The sequence below is a fragment of the Paenibacillus sp. FSL L8-0340 genome, from assembly GCF_038593145.1.
Classification (GTDB): Bacteria; Bacillota; Bacilli; order Paenibacillales; family Paenibacillaceae; genus Paenibacillus_AQ.
Genome location: NZ_CP151967.1, coordinates 3,187,523 through 3,204,864 on the forward strand (window position 1 = coordinate 3,187,523; position 17,342 = coordinate 3,204,864).

The 17,342-nt window shown below is 51.0% G+C and carries 21 protein-coding genes and 1 riboswitch; of the genes, 7 read left to right on the plus strand and 14 right to left on the minus strand.

Annotated features, from left to right (window positions below):
• Positions 1-83: 83 nt before the first annotated feature.
• Both NST07_RS14225 and NST07_RS14230 read right to left on the minus strand, forming a co-directional pair.
• Positions 84-1,916: an ABC transporter ATP-binding protein gene (locus NST07_RS14225; RefSeq protein WP_342481759.1), complete on the minus strand. Its 1,833-nt coding sequence runs from the start codon at positions 1,914-1,916 to the stop codon at positions 84-86.
• Positions 1,917-1,949: 33 nt separating this feature from the next.
• On the minus strand, positions 1,950-2,405 hold the full coding sequence (locus NST07_RS14230) for a MarR family transcriptional regulator (protein ID WP_341092563.1): 456 nt from the start codon (positions 2,403-2,405) through the stop codon (positions 1,950-1,952).
• 127 nt (positions 2,406-2,532) lie between these two features.
• On the opposite strand from NST07_RS14230, the gene NST07_RS14235 reads away from it, so the two are divergent.
• Positions 2,533-3,078 carry a GNAT family N-acetyltransferase gene (locus tag NST07_RS14235; protein WP_341092564.1) on the plus strand — a complete coding sequence of 182 codons (546 nt, stop codon included), beginning with the start codon at positions 2,533-2,535 and terminating at the stop codon, positions 3,076-3,078.
• Positions 3,079-3,149: 71 nt separating this feature from the next.
• On the opposite strand, the gene thiE is transcribed toward NST07_RS14235, so the two are convergent.
• From thiE to NST07_RS14265, 6 genes are all read right to left on the minus strand, one after another.
• Positions 3,150-3,809 (minus strand): thiamine phosphate synthase, encoded by a 660-nt coding sequence (thiE, locus tag NST07_RS14240; RefSeq protein ID WP_341092567.1) that lies wholly within the window; start codon positions 3,807-3,809, stop codon positions 3,150-3,152.
• Positions 3,806-4,627: a bifunctional hydroxymethylpyrimidine kinase/phosphomethylpyrimidine kinase gene (gene thiD / locus NST07_RS14245; protein WP_341092568.1), complete on the minus strand. Its 822-nt coding sequence runs from the start codon at positions 4,625-4,627 to the stop codon at positions 3,806-3,808. Before thiD ends, thiE begins: the two co-directional genes overlap by 4 nt.
• A 25-nt stretch (positions 4,628-4,652) precedes the next feature.
• Positions 4,653-5,450: a hydroxyethylthiazole kinase gene (gene thiM, locus NST07_RS14250; RefSeq protein WP_341092569.1), complete on the minus strand. Its 798-nt coding sequence runs from the start codon at positions 5,448-5,450 to the stop codon at positions 4,653-4,655.
• Between the two features lie 119 nt (positions 5,451-5,569).
• Positions 5,570-6,631, minus strand: a complete 1,062-nt coding sequence (locus NST07_RS14255; protein ID WP_341378365.1) for an ABC transporter substrate-binding protein — start codon at positions 6,629-6,631, stop codon at positions 5,570-5,572.
• On the minus strand, positions 6,628-7,404 hold the full coding sequence (locus NST07_RS14260) for an ABC transporter permease (RefSeq protein WP_341092571.1): 777 nt from the start codon (positions 7,402-7,404) through the stop codon (positions 6,628-6,630). The genes NST07_RS14255 and NST07_RS14260 overlap by 4 nt, the downstream gene beginning before the upstream one ends.
• Positions 7,385-8,149, minus strand: coding sequence for an ABC transporter ATP-binding protein (locus NST07_RS14265; protein WP_341092572.1), 765 nt, complete (start codon positions 8,147-8,149; stop codon positions 7,385-7,387). Before NST07_RS14265 ends, NST07_RS14260 begins: the two co-directional genes overlap by 20 nt.
• A 151-nt stretch (positions 8,150-8,300) precedes the next feature.
• Positions 8,301-8,404: riboswitch (TPP riboswitch) on the minus strand.
• Positions 8,405-8,552: 148 nt separating this feature from the next.
• On the opposite strand from NST07_RS14265, the gene NST07_RS14270 reads away from it, so the two are divergent.
• Genes NST07_RS14270 through NST07_RS14280 form a run of 3 tightly spaced genes read left to right on the plus strand, consistent with a single transcriptional unit; the run spans position 8,553 to position 10,874 of the window.
• Entirely contained in the window at positions 8,553-9,386 is an 834-nt protein-coding gene (locus tag NST07_RS14270; protein WP_341092573.1) for an amino acid ABC transporter substrate-binding protein, read from the plus strand.
• Positions 9,387-9,440: 54 nt separating this feature from the next.
• Positions 9,441-10,109: an amino acid ABC transporter permease gene (locus NST07_RS14275; RefSeq protein ID WP_341092574.1), complete on the plus strand. Its 669-nt coding sequence runs from the start codon at positions 9,441-9,443 to the stop codon at positions 10,107-10,109.
• Positions 10,110-10,121: 12 nt separating this feature from the next.
• Positions 10,122-10,874, plus strand: a complete 753-nt coding sequence (locus tag NST07_RS14280) for an amino acid ABC transporter ATP-binding protein (RefSeq protein WP_341092575.1) — start codon at positions 10,122-10,124, stop codon at positions 10,872-10,874.
• 125 nt (positions 10,875-10,999) lie between these two features.
• Here NST07_RS14280 and NST07_RS14285 read toward each other — a convergent pair whose 3' ends face one another.
• The 3 genes from NST07_RS14285 to NST07_RS14295 form a co-directional block, all read right to left on the minus strand.
• Complete coding sequence (locus NST07_RS14285; RefSeq protein WP_341092576.1) at positions 11,000-11,674, minus strand: S-layer homology domain-containing protein; 675 nt, start codon at positions 11,672-11,674, stop codon at positions 11,000-11,002.
• A 116-nt stretch (positions 11,675-11,790) separates the two neighbouring features.
• Positions 11,791-12,366, minus strand: a complete 576-nt coding sequence (locus tag NST07_RS14290; protein WP_342481760.1) for a hypothetical protein — start codon at positions 12,364-12,366, stop codon at positions 11,791-11,793.
• 79 nt (positions 12,367-12,445) lie between these two features.
• Entirely contained in the window at positions 12,446-13,318 is an 873-nt protein-coding gene (locus NST07_RS14295) for an AraC family transcriptional regulator (protein ID WP_341097653.1), read from the minus strand.
• 212 nt (positions 13,319-13,530) lie between these two features.
• Here NST07_RS14295 and NST07_RS14300 point away from each other — a divergent pair, with 212 nt between their 5' ends.
• Positions 13,531-14,001, plus strand: a complete 471-nt coding sequence (locus tag NST07_RS14300; RefSeq protein ID WP_341092578.1) for a transcriptional repressor — start codon at positions 13,531-13,533, stop codon at positions 13,999-14,001.
• Positions 14,002-14,099: 98 nt separating this feature from the next.
• Here NST07_RS14300 and NST07_RS14305 read toward each other — a convergent pair whose 3' ends face one another.
• Positions 14,100-14,645 (minus strand): hypothetical protein, encoded by a 546-nt coding sequence (locus NST07_RS14305; RefSeq protein ID WP_341092579.1) that lies wholly within the window; start codon positions 14,643-14,645, stop codon positions 14,100-14,102.
• A gap of 98 nt (positions 14,646-14,743) precedes the next feature.
• Here NST07_RS14305 and NST07_RS14310 point away from each other — a divergent pair, with 98 nt between their 5' ends.
• A complete protein-coding gene (locus NST07_RS14310) occupies positions 14,744-15,334 on the plus strand; it encodes a TetR/AcrR family transcriptional regulator (protein WP_342481761.1) in 591 nt (196 codons plus the stop codon).
• Between the two features lie 56 nt (positions 15,335-15,390).
• Here the strand turns inward: NST07_RS14310 and NST07_RS14315 are convergent, their stop codons facing one another.
• On the minus strand, positions 15,391-16,071 hold the full coding sequence (locus NST07_RS14315; protein ID WP_341378370.1) for a TIGR00266 family protein: 681 nt from the start codon (positions 16,069-16,071) through the stop codon (positions 15,391-15,393).
• A 217-nt stretch (positions 16,072-16,288) separates the two neighbouring features.
• Between NST07_RS14315 and NST07_RS14320 the strand changes: the two genes are divergently transcribed.
• On the plus strand, positions 16,289-16,501 hold the full coding sequence (locus NST07_RS14320; protein ID WP_342481762.1) for a hypothetical protein: 213 nt from the start codon (positions 16,289-16,291) through the stop codon (positions 16,499-16,501).
• Here NST07_RS14320 and NST07_RS14325 read toward each other — a convergent pair whose 3' ends face one another.
• Entirely contained in the window at positions 16,502-17,320 is an 819-nt protein-coding gene (locus NST07_RS14325) for an AraC family transcriptional regulator (protein WP_341092584.1), read from the minus strand.
• Positions 17,321-17,342 lie beyond the last annotated feature (22 nt).

Sequence of the window (17,342 nt, forward strand, 5' to 3'; positions counted from 1 at the left end):
TATAAATTAACCTTCTATTTCTCGCTGAAACAGTTACCGTCCGTTTGAGGACGCGAAGCCGTATCCACTTGTATCATGGATCCTCACGACAGTATCTTCGGTTCAAATTGCTTGTTATACAAATCCCTGTAGACCCCGTCATTCTTCAGCAGCGAGTCATGTGTGCCTTCTTCGACGATCGCACCGGCCTTAACCACCAGAATCGTATCAGCAGCCATAATCGTGGACAGCCGATGAGCGATAACGAGGCTGGTCTTGTTCAGGAGCAGCACATGCATGGCCTGCTGGATATAGTATTCCGACACCGTATCGAGCGAGGAGGTGGCCTCATCCATGATGATAATCGGCGGATTCTTGAGCAGCACCCGGGCAATGGAGATTCGCTGCTTTTCACCGCCGGACAGTTTGATGCCCCGGTTACCCACAACGGTATCATAACCCTCAGGCAATTCCATAATAAAATCATGAATATAAGCGGATCTGCAGGCATCCATGATCTCTGATTCGCTGGCCTCTGGATTTGCGTACAGCAAATTTTCCTTGATGGTTCCGTTGAACAGATAGGTATCCTGCGTTACCAGGCCAATCTGGGAGCGAAGCGAGTCCAGTGTGAAATCGCGGATATCCTTGCCGCCGATGGTGATCGCACCGGAATCAAGCTCATAGAGGCGCGGGATGAGGTTGGTGATCGTTGTTTTTCCGGCACCGCTGGGCCCGACGAGGGCGGTTAGGGTTCCGGCAGCAGCCGTGAAGGAAATATGGCGGAGCGCCGGTTTATCCTGCTGATAAGCGAAGTTTACGTCACGGAATTCGATGTCCTTCCCGGAAGCGTTGATGTGCAGGGCAAGCGGAGAATCGACAATCTGTGGGTCCATGTCAAAATAATCAAAGATCCGCTCAAAAAGCGCCGCGGAGCGTTTAATATCGACATACAAATTCGTCATTTGCAAGACCGGCCCGTACAGTCTGCCGAGTAAGGCGACAAAAGTGATGATCGTTCCGACTGTTAGCTCACCTTGGATGAACAGATATCCGCCATACAAGTAGATCAGCAGCGGTCCAATGCTGGTAAAAGTGGAGAGGACCATCATGAACCAGCGCCCGGCCATTGATTGGCGGATTTGCAGGTGTGTAGCTTCTGCATTAATCGTTTTAAAATTTGAATATTCCGCTTCTTCTTTGGTGAACAGCTTCATTAACAAATAGCCGCTGATACTTAACGTTTCCTCAATGACTTCATTCTGTTCGGAGAATTTCTCCTGTGTTTTTTTAGCCAGCTTCCAGCTCAAATTGCCCATTTTACGGGTAGGCAATATGAATAGAGGAATAACAAATATTCCAAGCAGCGCCAGCTTCCAATTCATAATAAAGAGCGTCACCGCAGTGGTGGCAAGGATAAATAAATTACTGGCAAAATTAACAATCGTGTTGCTGAACACACCTTGAATTCCCGAGATATCGCTAGTCATCCGGGTGATGACTTCCCCCTGTTTGACACTGGAATAGAATTGCAGCGGCATCCGCTGGAGATGACTATACATCTGGTTTTTCATATCATGGACGATATTTTGTGATATAAAAGAATTCAAATAATTTTGCAGCACTCCCAGCAGTCCCGAGACAACGGTTGCGCCTAATGAAGCCAGAACCAGCAACAACAGCAGATGCAGATTTTTGTCCGGCAGCGCCTGGTCGATAATATGCTGGATCAGGATGGGCGGCAATAGCCCCAGAACTGCAGAAACACATAAAACGATCATAACCAGCAGCGTTTGCTTCCAGTAGGGAAGAAAATACTTGGAAATCCGCAGCAGAAGCTGCTTGGAAATCTTCGGATGCAGCTCATCATCATCAAATTTTAGCTTGCCATGCCCAGGCCCGCCAACAAATCCTGCTGCACCAAAACCTCTTGACATTACACATCACCAGCTTTGTATGGAATTTTGTTATTAAGTCTCTTGCTCCTGTGCCTGCGCCAGCTTGCCGAGCAGTTGTCTGTTCATCCGCAGGAGGGTTTCAATCTCTTCCCCGGAAAACTGCTCCAGTGCCGATCCCAGTACTTTATAGGAAAAAGCCTCCTCGTTGTACCGCTTGCACAGCTCTTCTCCGGCAGGAGTAATATGTAGTTTGGTTTCTCTGCGGTCCTGTTCCGAAATGACCCGGGTGACCAAATTTTTCTCTGCCAGAGCATCAATGTGGGTGCTTACCCGGCTCTTGGCAAAAACCAGCCGTTCAGTAACTTCCTTCTGTGTTTGGCCCGGGTTGTCTTGAATGGAGTTCAGGATGCCGATCTGATGCACCGTCAGCCCCAGCTTTGCTGCACTTTGGTGTGCAAGCTTCTTGAGCTGCCGGGACACCGCGAAAAAGGAATGATAAACCTCACTCGTCTGCTGCGGATCGATCATGTGTGCGGACCCCCTTCACTGAATATAGTTACGTTTGTGAACAGTTTACAAAGTAAACTAATAATACACCTGAAACAGCGGGATGTAAATGCTATAATTTACCTACCATTGTATAAAGGAGTAAAGCATGAATATTGACCAAAAAGGTTTTGAAGTAAAAGGCTTAAGCTACATCATCAGATCCGCCGACCCAGCAGATGCAGCGAATTTATCGCAATTAAGGCTGCAGATTGATGGAGAAACCGAAAACATGGACAGAGTTCAGGGTGAGGGAGTTATCGACACTTCCGGCTTTGAACAATTGATCGCCCGGGATACGGAAGATGACAGAAACTTATTTTTAGTGGCGGAAGCTGAGGGCAAAATTGTGGCATTTTCGAGATGTGAGGGGAATCATCTTACAAGATTCTCGCATAAAGTGGAATTCGGAATCTGTACAGCGCGGGAGTATTGGGGGTTTGGCATCGGTAAACATCTTTTGGAACAGTCGCTGGCTTGGGCAGACGCGAACGGAATCACTAAGATCGTATTGTATGTATTGGAAACAAACGAAAAAGCTGTGCAGCTGTATAAAAGGTTCGGATTTGAAATCGAAGGGGTCATCACGAAGGACCGGATTCTTTCTGACGGCAACTACTATAACACGATAGTTATGGGAAGGTTTAAGCTATAAGTATCCCCAATAAAAAACGCAGGACCGTCTGTTACGGTCTCTGCGTTTTTTTATAATGGGCAGCTCTGAAGTCATGTATACCGGATAATCTGCAACAAATTTTTTGCAGCTGCGCTAATGTCATCCGCCCGGGCAATGGCTGAGATGACGGATACTCCATCGGCTCCGGCTCCGATAACCGGCTGGGCATTACCCGGCGTAATTCCGCCAATGCCGACCAGCGGGATGGTAAGGCCGCAGCGCCGCAGCTCTTCAATGACCCGGGTGCCTTGCACGGCCTCGGCATCGTCTTTGGAGGAGGTCGGATAGACCGGGCCAACTCCGAGGTAGTCTGCACCATCGGCGATGGCCTGCCGGGCTTCAGGCTGTGTATGGGCGGAGACGCCGATAATCTTGTGATCGCCGAGCCGCTGACGGATGGAGCGGGCCGGCTCATCCTCTTGTCCGACATGGACACCGTCGGCATCAAGCGCGATTGCCAGCTCAATATCATCGTTCACGATGAAGGGGACACGATGCTCGCGGCATATCTGCTGAAGTTGTTTGGCCAGGTTGAATGCTGCTGTTCCGTTCAGCGCCCCGTGGCCTTTTTCCCGGAACTGAAACAGCGTAATTCCGCCTTCAATGGCCTGTGTCAATGTGTCAGCTGGTGAAATCCGGCAGTTGACACTGCCCATTATAAAGTACAACTTTAGGACCTTCCGCATGTCTTCGCTGTCGATTCTCTTCATCTCACATTTCCCCGCATTCTTCTGTTGCCATAAGCAAAATGATTTGTCGGCCCATGCCCTGCACCAATGCCAAGACTGTCTTCGATGGCCGCCTGGATAAAAGCTTTCGCGGTATGGATTGCTTCCTTAACGGTGTTGCCCTGTGCCAATCCGGCCGCCGCTGCCGCCGAGAAGGTACAGCCCGTTCCATGGGTATGCCGCGTGGAGATGCGCGGGCTTTCCAGATAGATAAACTCGTTTCCGTCATACAACAGATCGAGAACTCCTGTCGTTCCGTCATCATGGCCGCCCTTTAGAACAACAACGCGGGCGCCCATGGAATGGATGAGCACCGCTGCCTGTTCACGGTCCGCCAAGCCGGAAATCTTCATCCCGGTCAAACTTTCCGCTTCCGGTATATTAGGTGTTGCCACCAGTGAGAGCGGCAGCAATTCGGTAATCAGCGCCTGCACGGCTTCCTGCTGCAGCAGCGGTGAGCCGCCTTTGGCGATCATAACCGGGTCAACCACCAGCTTATCCCAGCCATACTGGTGTACCTTCCCGGCAACGGCGCGGATGATTTCACCGCTAAAAAGCATGCCGGTCTTGACCGCATCCGGCTGCAGATCACTTCCGACCGAGTCAAGCTGTGCAGTGACAGCTTCTGCTCCGAGCGGGTATACGCCCTGTACTCCGAGAGTGTTCTGTGCAGTCACAGCGGTAAGTGCCGACATGCCGTACACGCCAAGCTCCTGGAATGTTTTCAGATCGGCCTGGATGCCTGCGCCGCCGCCGCTGTCGGAGCCGGCGATTGTCAGCGCTTTGAATACTTTTGTCATGTAGTCCACTCCTTTGCCGCAAGAATTATAGTGTGAGCAGCTGTACCCGTGATCTCTCCTTGTAGGTGTCCGGTGTGACCAGGGACAGCTGGTTGAGGAATTCAATTTGGAAGGCGCCGGGGCCTTTAAGAGCTGTCCGTTCGGCTGCGAGCTCGGCCGCGACACCATAGAAGGAGAGCGCCTCGGCAGCCGCTTCCAGCCATGACCCGCCGCTGACCGCCAGAAAAGCTCCGACTACGGCGCTGAGCAAGCAGCCCGTACCGGTGACTTTGGTCAGGATGGGATCACCGTTGCTGACGACGTAGGTGCTGATACCGTCGGTAATTATGTCATCTTTCCCGGTAATGATGACCACACATTCCAGCTTTCGAGCTGCTTTATTCGCCAAAGCGATGACATCGCCATCGCCCGCACCGGCATCAACGCCCTTGATGGCCCAGCTTTCCCCGGCAACATGGGCTACCTCAGCAACATTGCCGCGCAGGGCGGTAATGTGCAGCTGCTGGACCAGCTTATGCGTGACCTCGGTGCGGTAGGCGGTAGCACCGGCTCCAACCGGGTCCAGCACCAGCGGTACCTTATGGCGCCCAGCCGCTTGCCCGGCCAGCACCATCGAGGTGATGGCATGCTCGTTCAGCGTGCCGATGTTAAGCACGACAGCTCCCGACATCGCGGCGATGTCCGCCACCTCCTCATGGGCATCAGCCATGAAGGGTGAAGCCCCCAGGGCCAGCAGCCCGTTGGCGGTAAAGTTGGCCACCACAATGTTGGTGATGTTGTGCACCAGCGGATTGACTTCACGTAATTTAGCTAAATAACTCATTAGTAGTCCTCCTCAAAGTACCTCTGGATTAGTTCCCGTAACGAATGGTCCACGATATATGTCCCCTACAAAAGTCCCCATACATGAATCTCTAAACTTCGGCCCTTAGAATATAGCTCCTACAGATTAATAAAAGCTTCCTTGCTGTCCATTTCTCCGGTCAACAGTCCGTTCTCGGACAGCCACGTGTGCACGTTCTCCCAGGATTTCTCCTCCTGCTGTCCAAAAGGCAGTTTTCCTGCATCCATCAGCGGCAGAAGGATTTCCAGACTTTTTCTCTCGATTGCTTGGTCGAGCGGGGCGGTAGCGTCTTCGTGTGCAAACAATATTTCAAGTGCCTGCTGAGGCTGTTCCTGTACGAATTGCTGTCCTTTGCGTGCCGCATTCATGAACCTCCGGTAGTCCTCCTCAGAATCCAACAAGCCCTGTTCACTGGCAACAAGCACAAGCTCATAATAGTCCGGTACTCCGTAGTCCGTCGGATCGAATGAAGTGACGGGGTGTCCTTCTTTTTCCAATATCAATGCCTCATGATTTATAAATCCGCCGATAATGCCGTCTGCGCGTCCGGTAGAAAGGGCAGGAATAAGATCGAATCCAACATCAATCAGGTTCAGTGAAGCTGGATCGCCTCCGTCGTATTTGACCATTGTCCGGAGCATCGCTTCATACAAGGGAATGGAGGAGTATCCGGCATTTTTGCCTGTGAGCTCTTTCGGGCCGGTTATCCCGCTCTCTGCGGGGACCAGAAGATGATTGAGCGGATGCCTTACGAGCGCTGCGACAGATTTTACAGGTATTCCTTCACCCCGCGCCATTAGTACCTGTGGTTGGTAGCTGAGAGCCAGATCGACTTTGCCTGCGGCGACAAGCTTCAAAGCATCATTGCTGTCCGCCGGCATTTGAATGTCCACCTCAAGCCCTTCTTCGGCAAAATAGCCATTCTGCTGAGCAGCATACAGGAAGGAATGAACAGCGTTCGGATACCAGTCGAGCATTATAGTCAGCTTGTGTGGTTTGTCGCTGGAATTCTCTGAAGAAGCGGCGGAGGTATCCGGATCTTTTGCGCTGGTGCAGCCGCTTAAGAGGGTAAGCAGGCACAATAACAAGAAGAAGTATGGAATAAGGCGGTGTATTTTCTTATGTGTGGAATGATTGCGATACAGCTTAGGATGGGTCATCGGTAAAATCCTCTTTTCTGCAAAATGAGTTTTTCGAGCACAGCGATACTGAGAAACAAGGCTACACCCAAAGCGGACAGCAGCAAAACGGCGGCGAACATTTCTGCACTTTGCAGATTGCCGGCCATCCGGCGGCTGAAATAACCAAGCCCCCGGCTGCCGCCCAGCCATTCCCCGATCGTCGCTCCGATCACACAGTAGACGATGGACAGCTTAAGTCCGGAGAAAAAGGAGGGCAGCGCCAGCGGAATTTGTGTCTTGCGCAGAATCTGCCAGCGGTTTGCCCCAAGCGTCAGGAGCAGGTCTCTGTACAGGCTGCCGCTTTGCCGCAGGCCGTCATAGACGGCTACCACAACCGGGAAAAAGGCAGTCAGAAAGACGACAGCAACCTTGCCCCACAGGGTATAGCCGAACCACATAATAAAAATAGGTGAGAGCGCGATCAGCGGAATGGTCTGGCTGATAATCAGCATGGGATAAAGTGCTTTGGCGAGCGGAGCGAACATATGCATGCCGGTACCCAGCAGTGTTCCGCAAACAACCGAGAGGGCAAACCCGGTCAGTGTCTCCTGCAACGTGGCGGGTAAATGCTCTCCGAACAGCAGCCCCCGCTTTTCAATCAGCGCTGTCCAGATTGCACTTGGCGCCGGGAGAATAAATGAAGGGATCATGTTCAGCTGTGCTGTGATCTCCCATGCCGCAATAAGCAGCCCCACAAGCAGTAGAAAGGGGCCATAAGTCCGCAGCTGTTTCTTATACCATAGAGCTCTCATGCAATCTACGCTCCAAATCCTCCCGCAGGGCAACAAACTGCGGTTCATAATTCATTTTGTAATGTCTGGGTCTTGGCAAAGTGACGATCAGCTCCTGCAGTCCGCCGCCAGAGCCGCCGGTCATCAAATAAATCCGGTCGCTGAGCAGCAGTGCTTCTTCAAGATCATGAGTGATGAACAGAACGGACTTATCGAGCCCGCCCCACAGCTCCAGCAGCCAGCGGTGCATCTCCCGTTTGGTGATCGCGTCCAGCGCTCCAAACGGCTCGTCAAGCAGCAGCAGTTCGTTGCCTGCAGCTAGTGTGCGCAGCAGGGCGACCCGCTGGCGCATCCCGCCGGACAGCTCCTGCGGATAAGCATTTTCCTTGCCGGAAAGGCCAAAGCGGTCCAGCATTCCGCGGATCCGGGCGAGTGCCTCATGCCGGCTGGAGTCCTGCTTCAGCTCCCAGGGAAGCAGGCAATTGTCCAGCACGGTCCTCCAAGGCAGCAGCAGATCCTGCTGCGGCATATAAGCGATCTGTCCAAGCCGCGGGCGTGTCGAAGGAGAGCAGCGTCCATGTACGGTTATTTCACCCCCGGATGGCTCTAGCAGGCCGGCAATGATTTTGAACAGTGTGCTTTTCCCGCAGCCGCTGGCTCCAACAACGGAAATGAATTCGCCTTGGCGGACGGTCATTGAAAGACCGGAGAATACCGGATTCCTAGTCGCTGCAAACGAATAAGCCAGGTTGGTTATAGTGAGCATATTGGAATGTGGAAACCTCCTACGGGCGTAGTTTGTTTGACGATACTTGTCTGATCGGCGGCAACAGCAAAAACAAGAAAGACCCATTCATTTCCGGAGGAAATAAATGGGTCTGAACGTCACAGTCAGTTAGCTTAGTGCGGCTCCGCTGAACAATTCTGCTCCACTTCCCTCCGCTGGTATGATCCAGATCAGGTTCCAAGGGTCCGGAGCTTAAAGCTCCGTCTCAGTCGGCCGACTCCCCTAGTGAAATAACAGGTCAATATTGAATTTGCAATTGCTAATTAATATACCATATCCGGACTGAAGATGTAAAAAAATTGATGAAGCGGCAGTACTTTTGGGCAAGATAAGCAAGTGTCCATGCAGTGAAAATATAGGGATTTTGAAAGGGGATCATGTGATGAAGAAGCTTAGTCTGACTATCCTGCTGCTGCTAACCCTGCTTGCGGCAGGGGCATGCGGCAATAATAACAATACAGCGCCTGCGGCTACTGCCGCGCCCACAGAAGGAGCGGCGGCTCCGGCCGGGCAGAACTCACTGGAAGCTGTTAAAGCGAGTGGCAAGCTGCGTATTGGTACGGAAGGGACATATGCTCCGTTTACTTTTCATGATGCAGAGGGCAAGCTTACCGGTTTTGATGTGGAGATTGCCAAGGAGATTACGAAACGGCTGGGGGTGGAACCCGAATTTGTAGAGACCCAATGGGATGGCCTGTTTGCCGGCATGGATGCCAAACGTTTTGATACGATATTCAACGAGGTTTCGATCACGGATGAACGCAAGGTGAAATATGATTTCTCTGAGCCGTATATCGTCTCCAAGGGTGTGCTGATCGTGCGCGAGGATAACAAGGATATTACAGCCTTCGCGGACCTTAAAGGCAAGAAGGCAGGTCAATCGCTGACCAGTAACCTGTCCGATATCGCCCGGGAGAACGGTGCGGAGATCGTCGCTGTGGATGGCTTCAACCAGGCCATAGACCTGCTGACCTCGGGCCGGATTGATGCGACTGTAAATGACGGTTTGTCCTATCTCGACTTAAAGAAGCAAAAACCCGATGCGAAGATCAAGCAGGTGGATGAAACGGCCGAGGGATCGCAGAGTGCGGCAGTTTTCCTCAAAGGAAACGAAGAGCTGGTTAATGCTGTCAGCGATGCGCTGGCTGAAATGAAGAGCGATGGAACCTATCTGAAAATATCGGAGAATTACTTTGGGGCGGATGTGTCCAAATAACAAATGGAACTGGTGCGAAGATGCAGCCGAGTGTCCAAAAAGGATGTCTGAACGATGGATGACCGGAAAATTGGAATTTTCATGGATTCACTGCTGCCCCTGTTTAAAGCGGGGGTGGCTTATACCCTTCCGCTGGCGCTTGTTTCCTTCGCTCTTGGATTGCTGCTAGCTGTTTTTACCGCGCTGTTCCGTCTCTCCTCATGGAGAATCCCGAAGCTGATCGCCCGGTTCTACGTTTGGGTAATCCGCGGGACACCGCTGCTGGTGCAGCTCTTTATTATCTTTTATGGACTTCCAGCGGCAGGGATTGTGCTGGATCCTTTTATAGCCGCTGTAATCGGTTTTACACTCAGTGTTGGAGCCTATTCTTCGGAAATTGTCCGGGCAGCCATCCTGTCCATACATAAAGGCCAATGGGAAGCTGCCTTTTCCGTCGGAATGAGCCGGGGGCAGGCACTGCGGCGGATTATTCTGCCTCAAGCGGCGCGTGTATCGGTTCCGCCCTTGTCGAACTCTTTTATCAGTCTCGTAAAGGATACCTCTCTGGCAGCAAGCATTACGTATGTAGAGATGTTCAAAACAGCGCAGCAGATCACGGCGACCACCTACGAACCGCTGCTGCTCTATAGTGAGGCTGCATTATTCTACCTGCTGTTCTGCTCCGTGCTGTCCGCGCTGCAAAATGCCCTGGAACAGCGGTTTGACCGTTATTCGGCGAGATAAGGAGGAAATCACTTGATTGAAATTCGCGGCCTGCACAAATTCTTCGGTTCGCTACAGGTGTTAAAAGGTATCGAGCTCAGCATGGAGCATGGCAAGGTTCTGGTGATTATCGGGCCCTCCGGCTCCGGCAAAACAACGCTCCTTCGCTGTTTTAATCTGCTGGAAATACCGGATCAGGGTAGCCTGTCGCTGGGGGAATTAAGCCTGGAATTTACGCAAAACAGGAAAATTCCTCATAAGACACTGATGGCCATCCGTCAAAAAACAGGGATGGTTTTTCAGTCCTACAACCTGTTTCCGCATATGACTGCGCTTGGCAATGTAATGGAGGCGCAGGTTACTGTACAGAAACGCAGCAAGGAGGAAGCCAGGAAGCGGGGAATAGAACTGCTAGCCAAGGTAGGCCTCAGTGATAAAGCGGATGCTTATCCCCATCAGCTGTCCGGCGGCCAGCAGCAGCGTGTGGCCATTGCCCGGGCGATGGCGGTCGATCCCGAAGTGCTGCTGTTCGATGAGCCGACTTCAGCGCTGGACCCTGAGCTGGTGGGCGAGGTGCTGAAGGTTATCAAACAGCTTGCGGCTGAAGGCATGACAATGGTAATCGTCACCCATGAGATGAAGTTTGCCGCCGATGTGGCCGACCGGATCATCCTGATGGACAACGGTGTGATCCTGGAACAGGGAACTCCGCAGCAGGTACTGGAGCAGACGGAGAATCCGCGAGCTCTGCAGTTTCTGAACCGGCTGAGCGGTGAGGTTTTATGAGTCGCAGTGTATCCAAGCTGCGTGGAACAAGCAAAGGCAGTCCAGGGGGGACACGGACTGCCTTTGCTTGTATTTAGTTCATCTCATGATGCGCGGGGGAGCGCCTGAGACGCGGTTAATAGTATTTAGTTCTGCGTGGATGCATTATTGACTGAATTCAGATACTCCAGCGCATTGTACAGCATAATAGCCGCTTCGGCCCGGGTAAGCTCACTTTTCGGATTAAACTTGCCATTTGCATCAAGCGTGTTGATCTTGTATTTCAGTGAACGCTGTATGCTGCCTTGGTAGGAAGGCTCCAGTGCAGCTTCGTCAGCAATATCTGCAGGAACAATGTTGATCAGTGGCAGATTGCCAACCTTCTCCACGCCCTGAACGAGCAGGTTGGTGAACATCTCCTTAGTAATTAGCTTGGAAGGATCGATATCTGCAGGAATATCAACCTGGTTGTAATGGGCGTTGACGAAAGCTTCCGCATACCAGGCTTTGTCTTTTACCTTGGAGAATATAGCGCTGGCCAGAGGGGCCTTGTTGAAATCAATGGCAGCCAGACTGAGTTGCAGCCCACCAGTGATAAACTGCACGCCTTGTGCTGTGGTCACTTTGGCACCGGGCAGAAACTGGGTATCGGAGATGCCTTTAATGAGACCTTGTTCCTTCAGGGAGTTGATCTTGGACTTTCCGGCTACATTGTCAATATCTTTAAAGCTGCCGCCAGCAGCAAACATCTGTCCTCCCAGTGAGAAGGAGAGAAGTGATACGGTTGTTATCACTGCAAAAGCGCTTTTTTTCAGTTTCATGTAGATTCCACCTCTATAGTAGGGTAGGCCGCTTGGCCATTATCAACTCCTTTGACGTTATTGTTGAGGAGAAAGTTGCAGAACAAATTAATTATAAATGGCTATGTCTGCGTTTTCTACATCACTTCCTGAAACATCAGGTTTCGGTAAGGATACTTGCTGAGGCTGCTCTTGAACAATAGAGCGGCACCATACTCCTCTATCGTGACGGATTTCAGTGAACTTGCCTTAACGAATCTGCGAACCAGCTTGTTAACGGCGGTCCTGTCGTTGCGCAGGATTGCGGCGGCAAAGCTTTCGGCGTAGCTGCGGCTTCTGGCCAGCTTCCGGTAAAACGGGAGAACAGCTGAGGCAATCCTGCGGTGCATCCTTGCATTAAAAGTAAATTGTACGGTTCCCGGCGGGATAGTCGTCCCGTTTGTATAGAAGGATACCGGCAGCGGAAAGGGGAAGGAGATAAAGTAGCCGATGCCGTTTGTGCCGTAATTTTCTACAGAAGCGAGAGTAGGAATCTTTGCGAGCAGTTTGCCCATAAGACTAAGGTCTGCGTTAACGATGGCGCTGGACCATTTCGCGGCAAAGCTGCCGCTTCCGGCTATCTTCCGGTAGAACGGCAGCATGGCCGCAGCAACTTTGCGCAGAATGGAGCCAGTCACAAGGGGTCTTGCTGTAGGTGCGATTATATTTGCCATCCGGTCCCTCCTCATATCCATAAAATAATCCCATTATATAAGATATGGAAGCCGGGCCTATTTCGGATTGGGCAGATGTTTAGTCTACAGGAATATAAATAGTTATTCGCATATAATCGGGATACGTTGAGTTCAACACATCCGTAATTTCAAAGTCGGGCCCCTCCCGCCGTTCATAATTGGTGTTCGGCAGCCAGGTTCCGTAGATATAGTCTCGGGTTGACTGGCTCAACCCGGCTGGGCCATGGGCCTTGAACATGGCATAGTTTCCTGCCGGGATATCGAACTGGACATAAGCTTCTGCTGGAACTTCCGCTGTATCCGCTACCGCTTCACCGATGATAAATGAGAAGTCTCCGTTATCCTGATAGTGGCAGGCGATGCCATAGGACATCCCCGGTGACTGTTTTTCCGGAATAGCCATGAACCGCCCGTTTCTTCCAAAGTCCTCATAGAATCCGGGAATATCCTTGTAATGCGCGTCTTCATTTAGATTCGTTTTGTACTCTACGCCGATAATCTTCGTTCCTTCCCAGTGGATCAGTGTTGGTTTGTCCATTTCGTGTACATCTCCTTTGGTTGTTTTTTGGAGTTCCAGAAAATTGATGACAGGCTGTCCTTGGATAACGTCTGCAGTTTTGCGGTATTTACCAGGCGTCAGGCCGGTAAAGCTTTGAAAAGCACGGGTAAACGCTTCCTGGGACTGGTACTGAAAACACAGGGCGATTTGCAGTACGCTTTCGTTGCTTCCACGCAGGCGGTTAGCCGCCTCGGACAATCTTCGTTTGCGGATGTACTCGTTGACAGTGAAGCCGGAGATTGCCAGGAACATCCGCTGGAAATGAAATGCCGAGAAATAAGCCCGGGCGGCAATCTCTGCAATCCGCAGTTCCTCCTGCAAATGTTCTTCAATGTAGTCGAGCGACTGCTGGATTCTGAAGTAATAGTCCATCGGCGTCATTCCTTTGCGCGTTGATTACAGCTTTAATTATGCGGGATATGTTGAAATGTTTTTTGATTCATTGTGCGGAAATTCAGCGGGTGATGTTATAATCATGTCATAGACTTTTCATTTATGGTCAATTTTGTTATGCTTATATCGTAACGATTACTAATTATAAGTTCAAGATATAAGGAAATTCTTGCGGAAAGGCGGGAGAAGCCATGAACCCAATTGCGAATATCAGCCAACAGTTTGCTGCGCAAAACTATAAATTGACGCCCCAGCGTGAGGCTATCGTGAAGGTGCTGCTTGATAATGAGGAAGAGCATTTAAGTGTGGAAGAGGTCTACATGCGTGTGAAAACCAGTTATCCTCATTTGGGGCTGGCAACGGTATACCGGACCTTGGAGCTGCTATGTGAGCTGCATATTGTAGAAAAGATGAACTTTGGCGATGGCGTGGCCCGTTATGATCTGCGGGATGATCATGCCCACATGCATCATCATCTGATCTGCAATGTGTGCGGAAGGCTGGAAGAAATCAAGGAGGACTGGCTGCTGGAGCTGGAAAGACGGCTGGAAGTGGAGTACGGATTTAAAGTCACCGATCACAGGCTCGATTTCAAAGGCACTTACAAGACATGCAAGCAGAACGGCTGCAAGGTGGACAAGCAAAAACAGGCGGTATCCTAAGGTTTCTGAAGATTTATATTGGGCTTAAAAAAGACGCAGAGCTCTGGCAGCCTGCGTCTTTAGGTGTATCATATTTTGGGAATAAATACTTAATTTAGTTATTTCTCGACATTGCCTTTAGCTTGTTTGGGCCAGAAAGTGTAGCTAAAACTTATAAGCGCATCAATCCCTACAATAATTGCCCAGACTTTTAATGTTTCGAACAGATTCTCTGTTCGGGAAGAATCACCAGTCACAACAATCATACCGTACATCACAAGTGCACCAATGGCAAAAGCGAGCAGATGAAGCAGCCAGCCGATTCTTTCATTGTGTGCATGTGCTGTGCCGTGTTTTGGCTTGGGAGCAGGTTTTGGACCTCCGGCAAAACGGTAAGCAAACCGTTCATCCGCCCATTTGATCATCCGGTGGCCCCATGCAATAGATACGCCGATATAAATGGCGGATAGACTATGCATGAATGTGGCTTCCGCGCCATTTCTCAGGTCAATTACCGCAACGGCGATAAGCACCAGATCAATCAGCGGAGTGCAGAACAGCAATATGGCTCCTAGCTGCTTCTTGCGGAGGATATAACGGAAGGTCAGCCCCGCCAGGACAAACACCCAAAAGGCGATCTCACAGCCAATAATAAATAACGCCATCTTCGTATTTTCCTCCTAAATAGTACAAGTGTATTAAATCAATTGCTGTAAGTTTAGCATGGATGACCTTATAAATTCAACTGTGATATAATTGCCTTATGCCAAAAATAGTGAATCATGAGGAACGGCGCCAACAGTTAGCCGAGGCCGCCTGGCGAATTATCCGCCGGGAAGGGATGGAGGCAGTCTCCGTCAGAAGTGTAGCGAGCGAGGCCGACATGTCATTGGGATCGCTGCGCCATTATTTTGCCACCCAATCAGAATTGCTTGCCTTCTCCATGAAAATGGTGTCGGATCGGGTCAACGCGCGTATGGAAGCTATGGAATTTACGGATCATCCAATGCAGGACATCGAGCGGTTTATCCATGAGCTGATGCCGCTGGATGAAGAACGGAGTGTGGAGGCCGAGGTCTGGCTGGCATTTTTCGTAAAGGCTGTTACAGACCCTGAGCTGCAGGTGCTGAAACAGGAGGTACATAACGCTATGTATGATGGCTTTAGCCAAGCCATTGAATATCTCGCGGCCCGGGGATTGCTTAAGGAGGGATTGGACCTGAGGGCCGAAGCCATGGCGCTGCATGCCTTGGTGGACGGGCTGGTGCTCCATCATATCAGCCAGCCGGAGCAAGTAACCCGGAAAGACCTCAGCGCGCTTGTAACCTACCATTTGCGGGGTCTGCTTCAATAACACAAACAAGCTGCCCTGGAATTATGGCAGCTTGTTTGTGTTATTATTTCTCAGGCTTAAGGCCGGTTTGGCACAAACGATTTGATCCATGTTCCGAAGCTTCCCGGATTGCGGGTCTGCACCAGCACCACGCCTTCGCCGCGGAATCTGCAGACCAGAGCTTCACCGCTGGTCAAGCTGTTCAGCCAGCCGGAGGCGGCTTTTTCCACCTTGTAGTCCATATAATCCGGCCAAGCCACCAGGTGCCCGTTGTCGATAATTATTTCCTCGCCAGGGGCGAGGTTAATCGCATGGATTGCCCCGAAGGAGGAGAGGAACACCGTTCCGCTGCCGCTGATTTCTATGATGAAGAATCCTTCGCCGGAGAACAGGCCGCGGGTCAGGTTCTGCATTTTGGTGTTGACCTGAATCCCATGGGTTCCCGCGAGGAAGCCGTCCTTCTGAACATACAGCTTGTACGACCCGTCAAGCTCAATCGCCTGGATATCGCCGATGGCTCCTGGGGAGAGCAGCACTTCGCTTTGACCCCGTGTGGCAGTAAGCTCTTGGAAGAAGAACTTCTCACCGCTCAGCATCCGGCCAAGACCACGCATTAAACCGCCGTCTACCGTACCTCTGATCTCAACATTCGGCGACATGGCGACCATCGCGCCCATTTCCGCCTTGACACTTTCACCCGGGTTCAAATGCACCTTGAGCATGGCAAAAGCGCCATCATATAATACATCGTATTTCATTATTTTCTCCTCCGATTCTGCCTGGCATTTATAACGGGATTTCTGTAAAACAAGGATACTGTATTATACCATTTTCTGGTCAGCGAGCTTCTAGATTTAAGCGGGTACCAGATTTTTATAATTAACTATACCGGGAAATCAGGTCGCGAATATGTTAAAATTAAAGTATCGGCAGACGGCTTGCCGGTCATAACGATACAAAAGGAGTGTTGCTGCAATGGCACGCACGAAAACACAAAAAGCTCTGCTCAAGGCAGAACGCGCCGGAACATGGTGCGCCGCAAGAAACAGGAGATCAAATGATGACTACAGCGCAATCTCCCAGCATGTACGTCTTACTCCCAGCAAACAACAACAATTGAATAAGATCAAACATAAGGAGCGGATCTTTCGGGATGGTGCTCCTTTGCATTTATGCGGGGCCTCATAACTAAGTCTGCGCCCTGCTGTGTATGCGGTACTGTTTTGGCGACATGCCAAACCGGCTGCGGAACACGCGGTGAAAGTAAGTATAGTTGGCAAAACCGCAGGTTTCGGAGACATGCTCCAGCGGCATCGGACTGAAGGTGATCCGTTCCCGCGCCATTTCCAGCCGGACGTCATTTACATATTTCACTATGCTGGTGCCAAAAGCTTCTTTAAAGAGATGTACCGCGCGGGAGACAGAAATGTCGACGTGGCTGGCCACATCCTCGAGCCGGAAAGAAATAGCGGCATGCTCCTCCACATATTGCTTCATCCGGTAGGCGAGATAACCTTTAGGTGAGATCACAGGCTGTTCGGTCATCAGTCTATCAATCTCCATACATAAAATCTGCAGATAACACGCTGAAATCTCTGGTGAGGAGTCGGAGAGCCTGCGCTGCTCCAGCACAAGCTGGCGGAATAAGCCGAGAAAATAATCGCTGCGCGGCAGGCGGAGAAGGGCAGGACGCTGTTTACGTGTCCACCATTCCTCGATCCAGGGGCCGCCGCAAAAAATATGGTAATCCCCGCTTTCAATCCGCGGTTTGCCTACAGGGTAGTTCTCTTTGTCGATGCTTAAATAGTAAGGATCATCTGGGGCGAAGAGCATAAGGTCGCCGGTCTCCACTGTGGAGATGACACCGTCAATCCGCGTCCGGCTGCGCCCCTCCGTCTGCAATCGCAGGAGATAATTCTGGAGGCCTTCATTGAGCGACGAATGGAAAGGCTTGCGGTGAAAAGAGAATCCCGCAGAAAATACGTGGCAGGCAGCAGCAGATGTCATGAGTCCTCCTGGATTATTGAAA